10 protein-coding genes, 1 pseudogene and 1 riboswitch are annotated in these 15,121 nt (G+C 71.7%); of the genes and pseudogenes, 3 read left to right on the top strand and 8 right to left on the bottom strand.

The window, feature by feature from the left end; genetic code table 11:
- Positions 1–18: 18 nt before the first annotated feature.
- Entirely contained in the window at positions 19–1,170 is a 1,152-nt protein-coding gene (locus ACZ55A_RS10660; RefSeq protein ID WP_468837224.1) for a C40 family peptidase, read from the bottom strand.
- A 324-nt stretch (positions 1,171–1,494) separates the two neighbouring features.
- On the opposite strand from ACZ55A_RS10660, the gene ACZ55A_RS10655 reads away from it, so the two are divergent.
- Positions 1,495–1,848 carry a hypothetical protein gene (locus tag ACZ55A_RS10655; RefSeq protein WP_468837222.1) on the top strand — a complete coding sequence of 118 codons (354 nt, stop codon included), beginning with the start codon at positions 1,495–1,497 and terminating at the stop codon, positions 1,846–1,848.
- A 134-nt stretch (positions 1,849–1,982) separates the two neighbouring features.
- Here ACZ55A_RS10655 and ACZ55A_RS10650 read toward each other — a convergent pair whose 3' ends face one another.
- Positions 1,983–3,134, bottom strand: a complete 1,152-nt coding sequence (locus ACZ55A_RS10650) for a C40 family peptidase (RefSeq protein WP_468837219.1) — start codon at positions 3,132–3,134, stop codon at positions 1,983–1,985.
- A 7-nt stretch (positions 3,135–3,141) separates the two neighbouring features.
- Positions 3,142–3,324: riboswitch (cyclic di-AMP (ydaO/yuaA leader) on the bottom strand.
- Between the two features lie 451 nt (positions 3,325–3,775).
- On the opposite strand from ACZ55A_RS10650, the gene pcrA reads away from it, so the two are divergent.
- Entirely contained in the window at positions 3,776–6,256 is a 2,481-nt protein-coding gene (gene pcrA, locus ACZ55A_RS10645) for a DNA helicase PcrA (RefSeq protein ID WP_468837216.1), read from the top strand.
- Between the two features lie 141 nt (positions 6,257–6,397).
- Here the strand turns inward: pcrA and ACZ55A_RS10640 are convergent, their stop codons facing one another.
- From ACZ55A_RS10640 to ACZ55A_RS10625, 4 genes and pseudogenes are all read right to left on the bottom strand, one after another.
- Positions 6,398–7,027, bottom strand: coding sequence for a hypothetical protein (locus ACZ55A_RS10640; protein WP_468837214.1), 630 nt, complete (start codon positions 7,025–7,027; stop codon positions 6,398–6,400).
- Between the two features lie 271 nt (positions 7,028–7,298).
- Positions 7,299–7,784 (bottom strand): annotated as a pseudogene (locus ACZ55A_RS10635) (transposase); the annotation flags it as partial.
- Positions 7,785–7,924: 140 nt separating this feature from the next.
- On the bottom strand, positions 7,925–9,796 hold the full coding sequence (locus tag ACZ55A_RS10630) for a M23 family metallopeptidase (RefSeq protein WP_468837211.1): 1,872 nt from the start codon (positions 9,794–9,796) through the stop codon (positions 7,925–7,927).
- 191 nt (positions 9,797–9,987) lie between these two features.
- Positions 9,988–10,923 carry an esterase/lipase family protein gene (locus tag ACZ55A_RS10625; protein WP_468837208.1) on the bottom strand — a complete coding sequence of 312 codons (936 nt, stop codon included), beginning with the start codon at positions 10,921–10,923 and terminating at the stop codon, positions 9,988–9,990.
- A gap of 419 nt (positions 10,924–11,342) precedes the next feature.
- Between ACZ55A_RS10625 and ACZ55A_RS10620 the strand changes: the two genes are divergently transcribed.
- Positions 11,343–11,756, top strand: coding sequence for a cobalamin B12-binding domain-containing protein (locus ACZ55A_RS10620; RefSeq protein ID WP_468837206.1), 414 nt, complete (start codon positions 11,343–11,345; stop codon positions 11,754–11,756).
- Positions 11,757–11,812: 56 nt separating this feature from the next.
- Here the strand turns inward: ACZ55A_RS10620 and ACZ55A_RS10615 are convergent, their stop codons facing one another.
- The gene (locus ACZ55A_RS10615) at positions 11,813–13,567 is read right to left on the bottom strand and encodes a DUF5691 domain-containing protein (protein ID WP_468837204.1); all 1,755 of its coding nucleotides are present in this window, start codon (positions 13,565–13,567) and stop codon (positions 11,813–11,815) included.
- A gap of 78 nt (positions 13,568–13,645) precedes the next feature.
- Positions 13,646–15,022 (bottom strand): SWIM zinc finger family protein, encoded by a 1,377-nt coding sequence (locus ACZ55A_RS10610; RefSeq protein WP_468837201.1) that lies wholly within the window; start codon positions 15,020–15,022, stop codon positions 13,646–13,648.
- Positions 15,023–15,121 lie beyond the last annotated feature (99 nt).

Genomic DNA, 15,121 nt, shown 5'->3' with positions numbered 1-15,121 from the left:
ACCGCCCCCGCCCACCCCCTACGCAGGCCGGGTGGCACCCGCGAACGGCATCTGGTCGATGGGCGCGATCCGTACCGGAGCGCCCGGATGCGGGGCGTGGATCATCTTGCCGTCCCCGACGTACAGGCCCACATGGCTGATGCCGGAGTAGAAGAACACCAGGTCACCGGGGGCGAGTTCGGACCGCCCGACACGGGGGCCGGAGTTGATCTGGGTGTAGGTGGTGCGGGGCAGGGCGACCCCGCCGGACTTCCAGGCGGCCTGGGTCAGCCCCGAGCAGTCGTAGGCGGACGGCCCCGTCGCGCCCCAGACGTACGGCTTGCCGAGCGCGGCGTAGGCGAAGGAAACCGCGCGTGCGGCACGGGCGTTGGGGGCCTGCGCGGAGGACGACGCGGCCGCCGCGGAGCCCCCCGAACCGGTGGGCACACCCCCGAGAAGACCGTCGCCACGCCCGGTCCCCCGGTCCGCCCGGCCGGCGCCGGTCGCCTCCCGCGAGCCGTCCGCGCCCACCATCCGCTGCCGCTGCTCCGCGGTCAGCCGGCTCAGCAACTGCTCGGCGGCGTCCAGTTTGCGGACGACGGTGACCCGGTGCCTCTTCATCGTGGCCTCGGTGGACGCCAGCCGCTGCACGGTGTCCTCGGCCCGCTGCCGGACCTGCCGTACGCTGCCCAGCCGACGGGCGTAACCGGCCACCGCGGTCGCCTGGTGACTGCCCGTACGCTCCAGGACCGCGGCGCCGTCCAGATAGCGCTGCGGATCCGCGGACAACAGCAGCCGCACGGTCGGGTCCACACCTCCCGAGCGGTACTGGGAGGCGGCCACGGCGCCCAGTTCGGCGCGGGCGCCGTTCAGCTGCCGGGTCCGGCGGGCGGCCTCGTCCTGGAGTCTGCTCAGCTCCTCGCGTGCGGCGCCGGCGGCCTGCCGGGCGCCGTTGTAGTTCTGTGTGGCCACCTCTGCCTCCTGGTACAACGCGTCGACCCGGCCCTTGACCTGGGCGGGTGTGGGCGGTGGTGCTGCCTGGCCGGTGCCGTCGAAGGTGGTGGCGGTGGCGGCACCCGCGAGGGCGAGGGTGGCGGCCGTACGGGCGGTGCGCGCGGTGCGCGAGCCGCCGGTCAGCGAGGCGAGCGGATGCTGCCTGGGCTTGCGGTGCGAGGCCACGGTGGCCGTCACTTCCTTCCCTTCGGGCCGTGGATCCGGCGGCGGTCCGCCACGAGGCAGCGGACCGCCGCCGGACCTCTCGGCGGGGTGGCCGACGGAGCACCGGTACACGTCCGGCGATGGCGGGGAGTCGGCCACCTGGAGGAGGACGCTAAGCCCGGACGTCTCGCGAATGAGCCCGATTGCCCGGCATTGTTCGCATTCGACCGCCAGCCGGTACGCGCGTGACCACGGCGGCGCCGCCTGCACGCCGGGACCGGTCTGCCCTGACCGAAGCGGCGATTGCGGACGCCCTGCCCGGGAGGCCGTGCTATACGGCGGCTACGATCCAGCACTATGGACGTAGTAACCAATATCTTCGTCGGGCTGCACATCATCGGCATCGCGGCCCTGCTGGGCGGCTTCCTGACCCAGATGAAGGCGATGAGCGCGGGCACCGCCCGCTTCGTGCCGGCCATGCTGCACGGAGCACTGACGATGCTCGTCACCGGCATCGTGCTGGTCGGCCTCAACCAGGCCCAGGACCACCCGGTCAACAACATCAAGATCGGCATCAAGATGGCCGTACTGGTGGTGATCCTCGCGCTGGTCTACGTCAAGCGGGACGAGGAGACGGTGGACAAGCCGCTCTTCGCCGCGGTCGGCGCGCTCACGGTCGCCAACATCTTCCTCGCGGTGCTCTGGACCTGAGCGGCCCGCCGCTCCGGCGGAGCGCCCACGCACACCGCGCGGTCATCGTCCCCGGATCCGGGAACGACGGCCGCGCGGTGGCGTGTGGGGGGTGACCCGTGGGGGGTGGCCTGAAGTGGGGCGCGGGCCGCGGCTCAAGCCGGGCGGACGCTCCCGTAGATCGGCATGTAGTAGATCGACTCCTCCCGGACATTGGCGCCCGGCTTCGGAGCGTGGATCATCTTGCCGTCGCCTATGTACATCCCGACATGGCTGATGTCGTCGTAGAAGAAGACCAGGTCACCGGGTTGCAGATCCTTGGTCGCCACCCGCTCGCCGACCTTGACCTGATCCCAGGTCGTCCGCGGCAGATCCACCCCGGCCGCCTTCCACGCCGCCTGCGTCAGCCCCGAGCAGTCATAGGAACTCGGGCCGGTCGCGCCCCAGACATACGGCTTGCCGATCTGGGCGCGGGCGAACGCAAGGGCCTTTTCGGCCTGGGTGGACTGCGAGCCCCCGGTGGAGCCGCCGTCGCTGGTGCCGCCCCCCGTCTGACCGCCGCTCGTACCGTCGCCGTCCTGCTGCCGCTGGCGCTCCCGCTCCTGCTGCCGGCGCGCCTCCTCCTCGGCCCGGCGCTTGGCCTCGGCCTCCTTCTGACGCTCCAGCTCCGCCAGCCGCGCCTTCTCCTGCGCGGTCAGCCGCGACAGCAACTGCCGGGCCTCGGCCAGCTTCTGCTGCACGGACTGCTTGGACGCCTTGAGGGAGCTCTGCGACCTCTGCAACTGCTCCAGACTGCGGGTCGCCTCGGCCCGCTGGCGCGCCGCCGCGGCCGCCTGCTCCTGGTAGTCGGTGACCGCCTGCTTCTGCCGGCTGGTCAGCCGCTCCATGAGGTGACTGCGGTCGAAGAACTGCTGCGGGTCCTTGGCGAGCATCAGCTGCGCCGTCGGGTTCATCCCGCCGGTGCGGTACTGCGCCGACGCGAAGGTGCCCAGCTCCCGCCGGGAGTCGTTCATCCGCTGCGCACGCTTGGCCGCGGCATCGAGCAGGCCGTTGACGGTCTCGCGCTGGTGGTCCGCCCGCTCCTTGGCGGCGTTGTACTTCTGGGTGGACACCTCGGCCTGGCGGTAGAGCCCGTCGACCTTCTGCTTGACCTCTTCGATGGTGGGCCGGGGCGCCCTGGGGGCCGCGTCGGCGGACTGCGAGAGCAGGGTGACCGAGGCGAGGGCGGCGGTGGTGATCCCGGCCGCCGTACGCCGGCCTCCGGGCGAGGTCAGAACACTGGTGCGCGGCTTGCGATGGGACGCCAAGGCCGGCAACTCCTTCCGTGGACCGCCTACCGGGTTAGCTGTCGGGTTCGGGCGGTGTCGCTGACGGAAGGCTTGCCCTACGGTCCGCGCGTCCGCCTGGACGGGCGCAGGACCGATTCACCCCGGTGGTGCTGGTGGGTCCCCGGCTCCGGATGCCTCGTGGCAGGGCCGGACTCGGCGCGGGCGGCCCGTGCGGACGCTGTCGTCCACGGGGAGGCGGGCTGCCTGAGCGAGGACGTTAGCCAACTCGTGTGGCTCCTGTGAAGGCTGATGTTCGATATGCCCGAAACCTTTTCGTGACCTGAACGCGATGCGGGGGTTGTTGCGGCAGATGTCGGTTTCGGGATACGTGCTGCTGCTGCCGCCGCTGCCGGACCCGACCCGATCCGACCCGGCCCGCCGTACCGCCCCGGCCCGCCGTCGCGACCCGGCCCGCATCGTCCCGAGCCGGTCTGCCCCGTCCCGTCCCGACCCGGTCCGCCCCGGCCCGTACCGTCCCGGCGTACGGCCGCAGCGACAGGACGACGCCAGGCCCCTGACCTGCCGCCGCCCCCCGTAACACCGGGCACGTCCCGTAAACCGGCGGGCAATCCCCCACTCCGCCGCACGCTGTCAGTGCGGCGGCCTAGACTCGGTGGGCGATGAGCAGCCTCTTTGACGACAGCTTCCTGGCGGACCTCGGCCACAAGGGCGAGGAGGAGCACCCGCCGCCCCCCGAGGACGAGCACGAGCCGGCCCCGGAGGAGATCCCCGCCGACCTCTTCGGCGGGCGCTTCGACGTGCCCGTGCCCAGGGAGGCGTACTACCGCGACGGCGCCGCCCGCCCGGCCGTCGACGCCGCGGCGCTGCTCGAGGGACTCAACGACGAACAGAAGGCGGCCGTGGTGCACACCGGCAGCCCGCTGCTGATCGTCGCCGGCGCCGGCTCCGGCAAGACCCGGGTGCTCACCCACCGCATCGCGCATCTGCTCGCCGAGCGCCATGTCCACCCCGGCCAGATCCTCGCGATCACGTTCACGAACAAGGCCGCCGGGGAGATGAAGGAGCGCGTCGAGGAGCTGGTCGGCCCCCGCGCCAACGCCATGTGGGTCTCCACCTTCCACAGCGCCTGCGTCCGCATCCTGCGCCGCGAGTCCAAGAAGCTGGGCTTCACCTCCTCCTTCTCGATCTACGACGCCGCCGACTCCAAGCGCCTGATGGCCCTGGTCTGCCGCGACCTCGACCTCGACCCCAAGCGCTTCCCGCCCAAGTCCTTCAGCGCGAAGATCTCCAACCTCAAGAACGAGCTCATCGACGAGGAGACCTTCGCAGGCACGGCGGCCGACGGATTCGAGAAGACCCTCGCCGAGGCGTACGCGATGTACCAGGCGCGGCTGCGCGAGGCCAACGCCCTGGACTTCGACGACATCATCATGACGACGGTCAACCTCCTCCAGGCCTTCCCCGACGTCGCCGAGCACTACCGCCGCCGCTTCCGCCACGTCCTCGTCGACGAGTACCAGGACACCAACCACGCCCAGTACACCCTCGTACGCGAACTCGTCGGCACCGGCACCCCCGAGATCCCCGCCGCCGAACTGTGCGTCGTCGGTGACGCCGACCAGTCGATCTACGCCTTCCGCGGCGCCACCATCCGCAACATCCTCCAGTTCGAGGAGGACTACCCGGACGCGACCACGATCCTGCTGGAGCAGAACTACCGCTCGTCGCAGACGATCCTCTCCGCCGCCAACGCGGTCATCGAGCGCAACGAGAACCGCCGCCCCAAGAACCTCTGGACCGACGCCGGCGCCGGCCCCAAGATCACCGGCTATGTCGCCGACACCGAGCACGACGAGGCACAGTTCGTCGCCGACGAGATCGACCGGCTGACCGACGCCCGCGACGCCAAGGCCGGCGACGTCGCCGTCTTCTACCGGACCAACGCCCAGTCCCGCGTCTTCGAAGAGATCTTCATCCGGGTCGGGCTGCCCTACAAGGTCGTCGGCGGTGTGCGCTTCTACGAGCGCAAGGAGGTCCGGGACGTCCTCGCGTACCTGCGGGTGCTCGCCAATCCCGAGGACAGCGTCCCGCTGCGCCGCATCCTCAACGTCCCCAAGCGCGGCATCGGCGAACGCGCCGAGGCGATGATCGACGCCCTCTCGGCCCGCGAGAAGATCACCTTCCCGCAGGCGCTCCGCCGGGTCGACGAGGCGTACGGGATGGCCGCCCGCTCCGCCAACGCCGTCAAGCGCTTCAACGTCCTGATGGAAGAGCTGCGGACGATCGTCGAATCGGGCGCCGGACCGGCCACCATCCTGGAAGCCGTCCTGGAGCGTACGGGCTACCTCGCCGAACTCCAGGCCTCCACCGACCCGCAGGACGAGACCCGCATCGAGAACCTTCAGGAACTCGCCGCGGTGGCCCTCGAGTTCGAGCAGGACCGCGGCGAAGAGAGCCCGGGCACCCTCTCCGACTTCCTGGAGCAGGTCGCGCTGGTCGCCGACTCCGACCAGATCCCGGACGAGGACGAGGAAGGCAGCGGCGTGATCACACTCATGACGCTGCACACCGCCAAGGGCCTGGAATTCCCGGTCGTCTTCCTCACCGGCATGGAGGACGGCGTCTTCCCGCACATGCGCGCACTGGGCCAGACCAAGGAGTTGGAGGAGGAGCGCCGGCTGGCCTACGTCGGCATCACCCGCGCCCGCGAGCGGCTGTACGTCACCCGCTCCACCATGCGCAGCGCCTGGGGCCAGCCCTCGTACAACCCGCCCTCCCGCTTCCTGGAGGAGATCCCGGACAACTACGTGGACTGGCGGCGTACCGGCCCCGCGACCCCCTCCGCCTCAATGGGCGGCCTCTCGTCGCGCGGCGGTGGCGGTGGCGGCCTCGGCGGGGGCATCGGCGCCACGCTGTCGTCGGCCCGCTCCAAGGGCCCCAGCGGCTTCGCCACCCGCCGCGCCAAGGACCGCCAGGTCGTCCCACTGGCCATCGGCGACCGGGTCACCCACGACAGCTTCGGCCTCGGCACGGTCGTCGGCGTCAAGGGCACCGGCGACAACGCCGAGGCCACCATCGACTTCGGCGGCGAAAAGCCCAAACGCCTGCTCCTGCGCTACGCCCCGGTGGAAAAGCTCTAGAGCCTGTCCGATGGGGCAGGGCGGGAGAGTCCTCCGGGCCCTTCTCAAGTGATCGGTGATCGCCTCCCGTGTCCTCGTCACCAACCGCCGGGCAGCTGACAAGCGGAGTCCAGCCGTGGATCCCGTCGTTGTGGTCCGGCTTCAGGGGATGTGGAGTTCCGTGCATGCCGGCCCGTGCTGCGTTTTGGCTTCGCAGTCGCCCTGCCCGGACTCGTCTGGGTTAACGGCCGAAACCGCGACCACCGATGTTCCGGCCGGAGGCGAGAGCGGGATGTCGATCTGCTGCGCAACCTTCCCCTGATCGTCAGGTCTGAGCACACTCCAGTAGAGCTCCCTGCCCCACTTCCCGGAGGAAAGATTCTGAGGGTTTACGGTCACCTCGATGTGTGACCACTTCTGGACGCCGTCGGCGTGCACGCTGAAGTGCAGCCGCATGTGGGAGCGAGGTCCGTCGAGTCTGACGTCGGTGAAGGTCGGGCGGCCGTTTCCGCCCGCGGCCTGGGCGGCGCCGACCACGGCAATGCTCAGGGAGGCCATGTAGAAGACAACGCCGAGGACGAGCACGCCCGTCTCCCACAGGACCCCGCGGCCCGTGGGACGGATGAGCAGGGCGGCGATGCTACAGACGATGGAGATGATGGCGCAGAGCGAGGCCACGTAGATGGGCCACGACCTGTTGTTGAGGGCGACAAACACGAACTTGCTGTTGAGCCCCAAGGTCGTCATGATGCCGGCCACCGCCACAAGGGCACCGGCCAAGATCTTGGCCACGTCGTCCAGGCGCTTTCCCAGCGTGGCCTGAATCTCTCCGATGGTCGGGGCCGGAGATTCCGTCGGTTTCGAAGGGTGATTCGACCCGCCCATGTGCGCGCTTCCGATCGTTGAGCCCTGCGGGCCAGGACAGCTGTTGGACGACGTCAGGTTCACATACGGCCCGGGGCGGGGCGGAGATTGCGATCGCGGGAAGCCGGGCAGTCGGCGGATGTTCCCCTGGTCGGTCCAGAGCGCGGCGCCCGGCCGTCCCTATGGACTGTCGGGCGGGTCACGAGCGGAGCCAGAGCCGGACCGCAGCCACAGTTACAGCGCCGTGAAAGACATAGGACCTCCTACCGAAACGGGTCGCTACCGCGCGGAAGCTCTTGAGCTGACTGATCGTCCGCTCAACCTCGTTCCTGCGGGCATACCGTGCCCGGTCGAAACCGGTAGGCCGACCGCCCCGGCTGCCACGCCGCTGGCGGCTGGCTCGCTGATCCCTGCGCCGCAGGTATTGGCGGTTCCGGCGCGAGCTGTACGCCTTGTCGCCGCACAAGGCTTCCGGACGCGTCCGCATATGCCCTCCATCCGCGCGCGGGACACGGATACGGTCCAGGACCGGAATCAGCTGCGGCGCGCCCCCACTGTCCGGGCGGTATGCCCGGCGGGGCGATGCGGCGCGGGCCGCCTGCGCCGTCCCGGCCTCAGCACGCGTCCGGTGGCGGGCCCCGGCCGCGTGCTGAAGGGCACGGCACACCGTGGAATCCACGCTCACCCCCTACCCCTCGCCGTCACGGAGTGTAATAATAAAGGGAACTGATTACGCTCCGTAATCGTTGCCGGAGTAAGAGGAGGCGGCGGCGCAGTGCTCGGGTAAGAGCAGGCGGCGGCGCGGTAATCGCCCCCGGGGCGGGCTCAGTTCGGGTTGAGGCCGTGGCTGCGCAGCCACGGGAGCGGGTCGACGGCCGAGCCGCCGCCGGGGCGTACCTCGAAGTGCAGATGCGGCCCGGTGGAGTTGCCGGAGTTGCCCGAATAGGCAATCTGGTCACCGGCCTTGACCGACCCGGAGCGGATCTTGGTGCTGCTCAGATGGCAGTACCACGTCTCCGTACCGTCGGGCGCCGTCACGATCGCCATGTTCCCGTAGGCGGAGTTCCACTGGGTGCGTACGGTGCCGTCGGTGGCGGCCATGACGGGGGTGCCGTAGCTGACCGGGAAGTCGATGCCGGTGTGCACGGACATCCAGTTCACCCCGGCCTGGCCGAAGAGGGCGCTCAGCCCGTGCTGGGAGACCGGCAGCACGAACTTGGGGCGCATGGCCTCCTTGCGGGCTGCTTCCTCCGCCTTGCGCTTACGCTCCAGCGCCTGGCGCTCCTTGAGGTCGATCCGCTCCTGGGTGCGGCTGGCGCGGTCGCGGAAGTCGTCTGCGCTGGCGCTGAGGCCGGCGAGCTGGGTGTCGAGCTTCCTGTTGGCCGCGGAGGTCTTGAGGCCACCCGGGTCGACCGGGCCGGCCTGGTTGGTGGTCTCGTTCTTGTCGTCCCCGCCGACGCCGACGACCGACGCGGCGGCCACCCCGCACACGCCCATGGCGGCGACCGAAGGGACGGCCACGGTCAGCAGTGCCGACCGCTTCGCCGGGCGCCGTCGGCCACGGCCGCGGACGGCCTTCCCGGGGGCCGGGCCGACGACTCGGCGGGCGGACGGGTCGGCGGGGACGGGGGGGATCGGCATGGCCTGTGTCAGGGCGTCGGCCACGGCGGCGGCGTCGCTGTCTGCGTGGGCGTCCGCGGGGTCCTGGGTGTCGTCGGGGCCGCCGTCGGCACCGGGCGAGCCGTCCTCGTGTTGGGCGTTCTCCTGCCAAGTGGTGCTGTCCCACTGGACGGTGTCGGTCGGCGGGGGGCCGGCCTGTGCCGGGATGGCGGCGATCAGTCCCTGGTCCGTGGCCGGCCAGATCTCCGTGGCTTCGAAGCTCGCGGTTTCGAAGTCGGAGATGTCGATGCCGGCCGAGTCGAAGTCCGAGGTCCCGAAGCCGGCGGCCGCGAAGGCCTCGCTCTCCTCGACCGCGGTGGCCTGCCGGCCGACGGTGAAGCCACCGGTCGTCGCGAAGGCGTCCGCCAAGGCCCCCGTGTCGTAGGCGCCGGTTGGTTCGTACGCGCCGGTTGTGGCGTAGGTGCCGGTGTCGTACGTGCCGGTGGTCTCGTATGTGCCGGTGTCGTAGGTGTTGGTGGGGTAGCTGCCGGTGTCGTATGCGCCGTGCCCGTATGCGGTGGGCCCGCAGCCGGCGGAACCGTGCGGCTCGTGTTCCGTTGTCGGCTCGTATGCCGTGTGGGCGTACGGGTCGTAGGCCGCGGCGGCGCCGAGGTCGTAGCTGCCGGTGCCCCACTGTGTCGAGGCGAAGGTGTCGGTGTCGTACCCGCCGGTGTCGTAGCCGTCGCCCGCCGTCGGGTAGCTGCCGGTGTCGTAGCTGCCCGTGTCGTAGCCGACTGCCCCGTATGTGCCGGTGTCGTAGGTGTTGGTGGGGTAGCTGCCGGTGTCGTACATCCCGGAGTCCCCGGCGCCGTATGCCCCGGTGGCGTATGCGCCGGTTTCGTAGGTGCCGGTGTCGTACATGCCGGTCTCGTACGAGGCGGGGAGTGAGCCGAAGAGGGGGTCGCCGTCGCCGTATGCGGCGTTGCCGGCGGGGGAATACTGCTGCCCGTAGGAGTCGTAGGCGGGATAGTGCGCATACGAGGCGTCGGAAGCGGAGCCGGTCGGAAGGGGGCCTTCCGATGGGTGACGGTCGTTCACCAACTTCTCTTTCGCCTCGGCAGCAGGAGAATTAGCGGCGACTGTACCCGGCGGTACGCGACGGCGACAATCTTCCACGGGATGTGGACTCGGCAAGAACGGGCATTTGGCCGCCTTTCGGCAGAGCGCATGCGAGTTCTTGGCGCCCCGTTCGATGTTTGTTCGACCGTTGGTTACGCTGCGTGGCGACGTCAGGCCACCGAGACGGCGTCCGTGCCGCCTTCCTCTGCCGCCTTCTCCGCGGAAGTCAGCGCTTCGCGTATGCCGGCCGCGACGGTGCCGTTGACCGGTAGCGCGAGATGTCCGACGCCGGGGACATGCACGTTGTGCGCCATCAGGTCCGGGTGATCGATCCTGGCGGTCGTGGCCGGAACCATCACCTGGTCCTCCTCGCTCCAGAAAGCGACGAATTGGGTGGGGCAATGCGGTGCCGGAAGCGACAACTCCGCCATCACGTCGGAATCGGGTCGCATCTGGCGGACGATCGGGTGCGCCGACATCAGGGGTGCGACGCGGGTGCCGGAGTGCGGGGTGCCGAGCGTGACGACCGTACGGACGCGGCTGTCGCCGCCGAGCCGCTGGACGTAGTAACGGGCGATCAGTCCGCCGAGGCTGTGGCCCACGAGGTCCACCCGGCGATGGCCGGTCCGTGCGCACACCTCCTCCACATGGCGGCTCAGCAGCTCGGCGGCCTTGCGGAGATCGCAGGTCAGCGGGGAGTAGTTGAGCGCCTCGATGTGGCGCCAGCCGTGGCGGTGCAGTGAGCGGCGCAGCAGTACGAAGACGGAGCGGTTGTCGATGAAGCCGTGGAGCAGGAGGACGGGCGGATGGGCCCGGCCCTCGGTCGGCAGGAGCGAGGGTGCGGCGGTGGCGGGGTGGGTGGCGTCCGGCGGCTGCCCTGGCGGGGTGTCGGCCGTGGGTGGTGGTGCGGGGTGGGGGAGGGGGCGCTCCGCGGAGATGCCGGTGGGGTAGAGCAGGAGGTGGCCGGCGAGGACCGCGAGCTCCATCACCGTGCTGCGCAGCAGGAGGGCAGCGGCGCGCGGGGGGAGCGGTCGTGCGCACCGGAGGGGTGTGGAGAGGAACCGGGCGAGCAGAAGTGGTGCGGAGAGAAAGGGCAGGGCCTGCATGGCCGACCTCCCGAACGGCGCGCGGGAGGCAGCTGTGACCCCCGTGTGCCCTCGCGGGAAGCCATGAGCAGCGATGGCGAGCATGCGGCGTGCTCGCCCTGATGCGCGGCCATCGGCGCGCCGGCCCGGCTGCGGCTCCCCGGACGCCCGGCCCGTGCGCACCGGGCCGCCTGTCCCTGACGGCACGACGCGCGGTCCGCGGCGCGTAGCGAACGTGTCCCATGTGTGATTTCCCCCTCGCCGGATGTCACGAAACGGCTGGGTACGGGATGCTGGAGATAACGTTCGTTCACGCTCGTGGCCGCCGATCGCGGCTGCGCGATCGATTGTCGGCTCGGCGGCACCACCGTGTCGTGCATGGCTTGGAGGCAGTGATGAGTGTGGCTCGGCAGGACGGGGCGCAAGCGGGGAGCCAGGGCATGGCGGGCAGGTCGGGGCCGATCCGTGTGGTGGTGGCCAAGCCGGGGCTGGACGGGCACGACCGGGGCGCCAAGGTCATTGCGCGGGCGCTGCGTGACGCCGGTATGGAGGTCATCTACACCGGACTGCACCAGACGCCGGAGCAGATCGTCGACACCGCGATCCAGGAGGACGCCGACGCCATCGGGCTGTCCATCCTCTCGGGCGCGCACAACACTCTCTTCGCGAAGGTCATCGCCCTGTTGGAGGAGCGCGACGCGGCCGATATCAAGGTCTTCGGCGGCGGCATCATTCCTGAGGCGGACATCGCGCCGCTCAAGGCGCAGGGCGTTGCGGAGATCTTCACTCCGGGTGCGACGACCGCCTCGATCGTGGAGTGGGTCCATGCGAATGTGCGGGCGCCGGCGGTCTGAGCCGCCGGGGAGCGGCGGGGAGCGGCGGCGGCCGTCGGCGGCCGGGGCGTGGTTGATCATGGCGCGCTCCGGTCGTCGCCGTCCGTGGGCGGTGGGGTGAGTTCGGTGCGCATCGTGGCGCGCAGCCGGAGTGTGCCGACCAGTCGTTGGAACGCCTCGGACCAGTAGCCGCCGGAGCCGGGCGAGGCGCCCTCCGGCTCGTCCGTGACCGCGGTGAGCATGTCGAGCCGGTCGGCCGCCGCGGGGTCGAGGCAGCGCTCGGCCAGGCCCATCACTCCGCTGAAGCTCCACGGGTAGCTGCCCGCGTCCCGTGCGATGTCCAGGGCGTCCACGACGGACCGGCCCAGTGGTTCGGCCCAGGGGACGGCGCACACCCCGAGCATCCGGAAGGCGTCGGACAGGCCGTGGGCGGCGATGAACTCGGCCACCCAGCGGGCGCGTTCGTCCTCGGGCAGTACGGTCAGCAGTTTGGTCAGGTCCCGTGACGAGCCGGCCGGGGCGACCTCGGCGGCCTGGGCGGGGGCGCCCGGGGCGCCCAGCAGCGCCCGCGCCCAGTCGGCGTTGTGCTGGCGCACGGAGGCGCGGCACCAGGCGTCGTGCAGTTCGGTGCGCCAGTCGTCGGCCACCGGGAGCGCCACGATCGCGGCCGGGTCGCGGCCCTCGAACCGGGCGCGCCAGCCGTCGAGTGGTGCGGCCTCCACCAACTGGCCCAGCCACCAGGACCGTTCGCCGCGCCCGGAGGGCGGCGTGGGTGCCACGCCGTCCCGCTGCATCCCCGCATCGCACTCGTGGGGGGCTTCGACGACGATCACCGGTGGGTTCGGGGAGCGGTCCAGGCTGACGTGTGCGTGGGCGCGCCGTGCCATACGGGCGGCGAGGGCCGAGCCGGGGAGTGCGGAGAGCAGTTCGGCGGCGGTGGCGCGGACGTTGCGGCTGCGGTCGGACAGTGCCTGTTCGAGGAAGGGTTCATCGGTCGCGGTGAGGCTTTCGCGCAGCGAGTCGAGGAACATCAGACGGTCCTCGGCCCGCTCGGTGGGCCAGGTTGCGCCCAGCAGTTCCAGGCCGGCCTGTGGGGAGCGGCGGCGCAGTGCGGTCAGCAGGGCGATCCGCTCCGCGAACAGGCCTTCCTCCCACAGTCGTTGGACGCGCTCGGGGTCGCCGTCCTCGGGGAGCTCTGCGGGGCTGCCGGTCCCGCGGAGGACGAACTTCCATGCGTCGTTGAGCCGGGCCAGCCAGAGGGCGCGGGGCCCGGCCAGGGAGAGGGCGGCCGGCCGTAGGTCCGTACGGGCGCGGGCGGCGTCGAGCAGTGCGGGCAGCAGGGCTTCCGGGGCGCGGTAGCCGTGGCCGTCGGCCGCGGCCAGCCACTGGGGCAGGAGTTCGGTGAGGTCGGGGGCGGTGCCGCGGCGGGTGCCGGCTCCGGCGCCGCCGCGGTCGGCGAGCAGCAGGGAGAGTCTGCGGCGCGCGGCGGGCGGCAGCGGTGGCCGTGGGTCGGCGGGGGCCGGGGCGGGGCGTTCGCCGGCCGGGGCGGGGCGCAGCGCGGCGCGCCGGCGGACGGTGCTCAGCGCGGCGGCGTCCAGCAGTGCGGCCGCGGCGCCCTGCCCCGGCCGTACGGTCACCGGTGGCTGCCGCCGTTCGGTCCCGAGCAGCGCGGCGCTCACCAGGTCGGGCCAGGGCGCGGGGGTGGTCGCGGTGGGTGGGGGAGCTGGCGGTGTGGTGGTGCCGGTGGTCGTTGCTGTGGTTGTTGCTGTGGCCGTTGTTGTGGTGGTGCCGGTGGGCGTGGGGGTGGTGTCAGGGCTGGTGGTTGTCGTCATGCCCTTCCTCCAGGTATCGGTGGTGGACGGAGTTCCGGTGTGAGTGGGTGTCGCGGCCGGCGCGACCGGTGGCTGGGGTCACAGGGACACCGGGGCCGGGTCCCAGACGGTCAGCGGCAGGAAGCCGCGGTGGCCGCATTCGCCGAAGACCGTGACGGGCGCGCCGCCCGATATGGCGGCCAGCTGCCACAGGCCCGTGCGGCCGAGGCAGCGGGGGTCCAGCGGGAGCGCCGACTCCCCGTCCGCGTCGGCCAGTTGCCAGCCCGCGCCGTCGCGGCCCGGTATGGGGGTGACGTCCGCGAGGACCACCGGCCAGGAGTCCAGCCATGGGTCGTCGCGCAGCGCGTCGCCGTACGCGGCCAGGGCGGCGTCGATGCCGCAGCCGGACGGCACCGGTCCCGGGGCGGCCGGGGCGTGCCGCTCACCGAGTGCGGCGCGCAGCGGGCGGGCCCCCGGGTAGTACGCCAGGTCCGCGTCGAGCAGCAGACCGGGTGGCAGGGCCTGCTCCAGGGGGCGGCCGGCGCCGCCGAAGGAGAGGTGCAGCGCCATCCGGCCGGTCCGTTCACCGCGCAGAAAGATTCTGCGGGTGGTCAGCCTGCCGTCGTCGCTGTCCTGTTGGGCGAGCACCAGCCAGCGGTCCCGCACCGTCGCCGTATCGGGGTCGGTCAGCAGGTCCGCGGTCTCCGTCGTCAGCCCGACCCGGGTGCGGACCGTCGCGGCGAGCGGGGCCGGGAGCCGCTCGATGCCGAGGAAGCCCTGGTCGAGAAGGTGCAGCAGCGCGCACTCCTCCAGCAGCCGGGCGGGCCAGTCCGGGCCGGACGCCATGATTGGCCCCAACTCCCTTACGCGGGCCGCGAGTCCGGGTGCCTGGGCGTCGACCATGCGCGCGGCCGTCTCGTCCCAGGAGCGTGCCCCCCAGGCCCCTGCCTGCGCGCGGCCGGCCGAGGCCAGACCGGATTGCAGCAGGTCCTCCAGTCGCTGCTCCAGCTCCGTCGCGCCCGCGCCGATCCGCTGCATCCGGCGCTCCGCCCGCCGCCTGGCGGCGTCCGGATCGGCGGGCGCGCGCGAGCCGGCCCCCGCGCCCGGCGGTGCGGGGGCCGCCCGCTCGGCGCGCTCCCGGCGGCCGGCCAGCCACGCGTCCGCCCACTGCGGCGGCTCCCCGGCCGCCACCGCCCCCTCGTCGCCGGCCCAGAGCAGCAGCAGGCCCAGCGCGTGCTTGCACGGGAACTTATGGCTCGGGCAACTGCACGTGAAGGCGGGGCCTTTGAGGTCCACGACCGCTTGGTACGGCTTCTTTCCGCTGCCCTTGCACAGCCCCCACACCGCGCCCCCGTCCGCGCCCGTCTCCGACCACGGCCCGGGCCCCGCGAGCTTGCCGCCCGCCTTGCGTGATGCCTCGTCAGGTGCCAGTGCGAGCACCTGATCCGTCGTCCAGCGTTCCCCCTGCGGATTCATGTCTCCGACGCTACGGCGCACCACTGACAATGCCCCTCGCCCGCGCCGAAAGTGCAGGTCAGAGGTGCTTTTCGGGGGCGTTGTCAGTGGCGTGGTGCA

The organism is Streptomyces sp. NPDC034111 (assembly GCF_055575375.1).
Note: the sequence above shows the minus strand (reverse complement) of the source record. Positions and strands in the feature narration are given on the sequence as shown.

Bases quoted from the DNA above. Each gene is read 5' to 3' on its own strand.
- ACZ55A_RS10625 (WP_468837208.1), bottom strand. From the start codon at position 10,923: ATGCAGGCCCTGCCCTTTCTCTCCGCACCACTTCTGCTCGCCCGGTTC.
- ACZ55A_RS10620 (WP_468837206.1), top strand. From the start codon at position 11,343: ATGGCGGGCAGGTCGGGGCCGATCCGTGTGGTGGTGGCCAAGCCGGGG.
- ACZ55A_RS10615 (WP_468837204.1), bottom strand. From the start codon at position 13,567: ATGACGACAACCACCAGCCCTGACACCACCCCCACGCCCACCGGCACC.
- ACZ55A_RS10610 (WP_468837201.1), bottom strand. From the start codon at position 15,022: ATGAATCCGCAGGGGGAACGCTGGACGACGGATCAGGTGCTCGCACTG.
- ACZ55A_RS10655 (WP_468837222.1), top strand. From the start codon at position 1,495: ATGGACGTAGTAACCAATATCTTCGTCGGGCTGCACATCATCGGCATC.
- pcrA (WP_468837216.1), top strand. From the start codon at position 3,776: ATGAGCAGCCTCTTTGACGACAGCTTCCTGGCGGACCTCGGCCACAAG.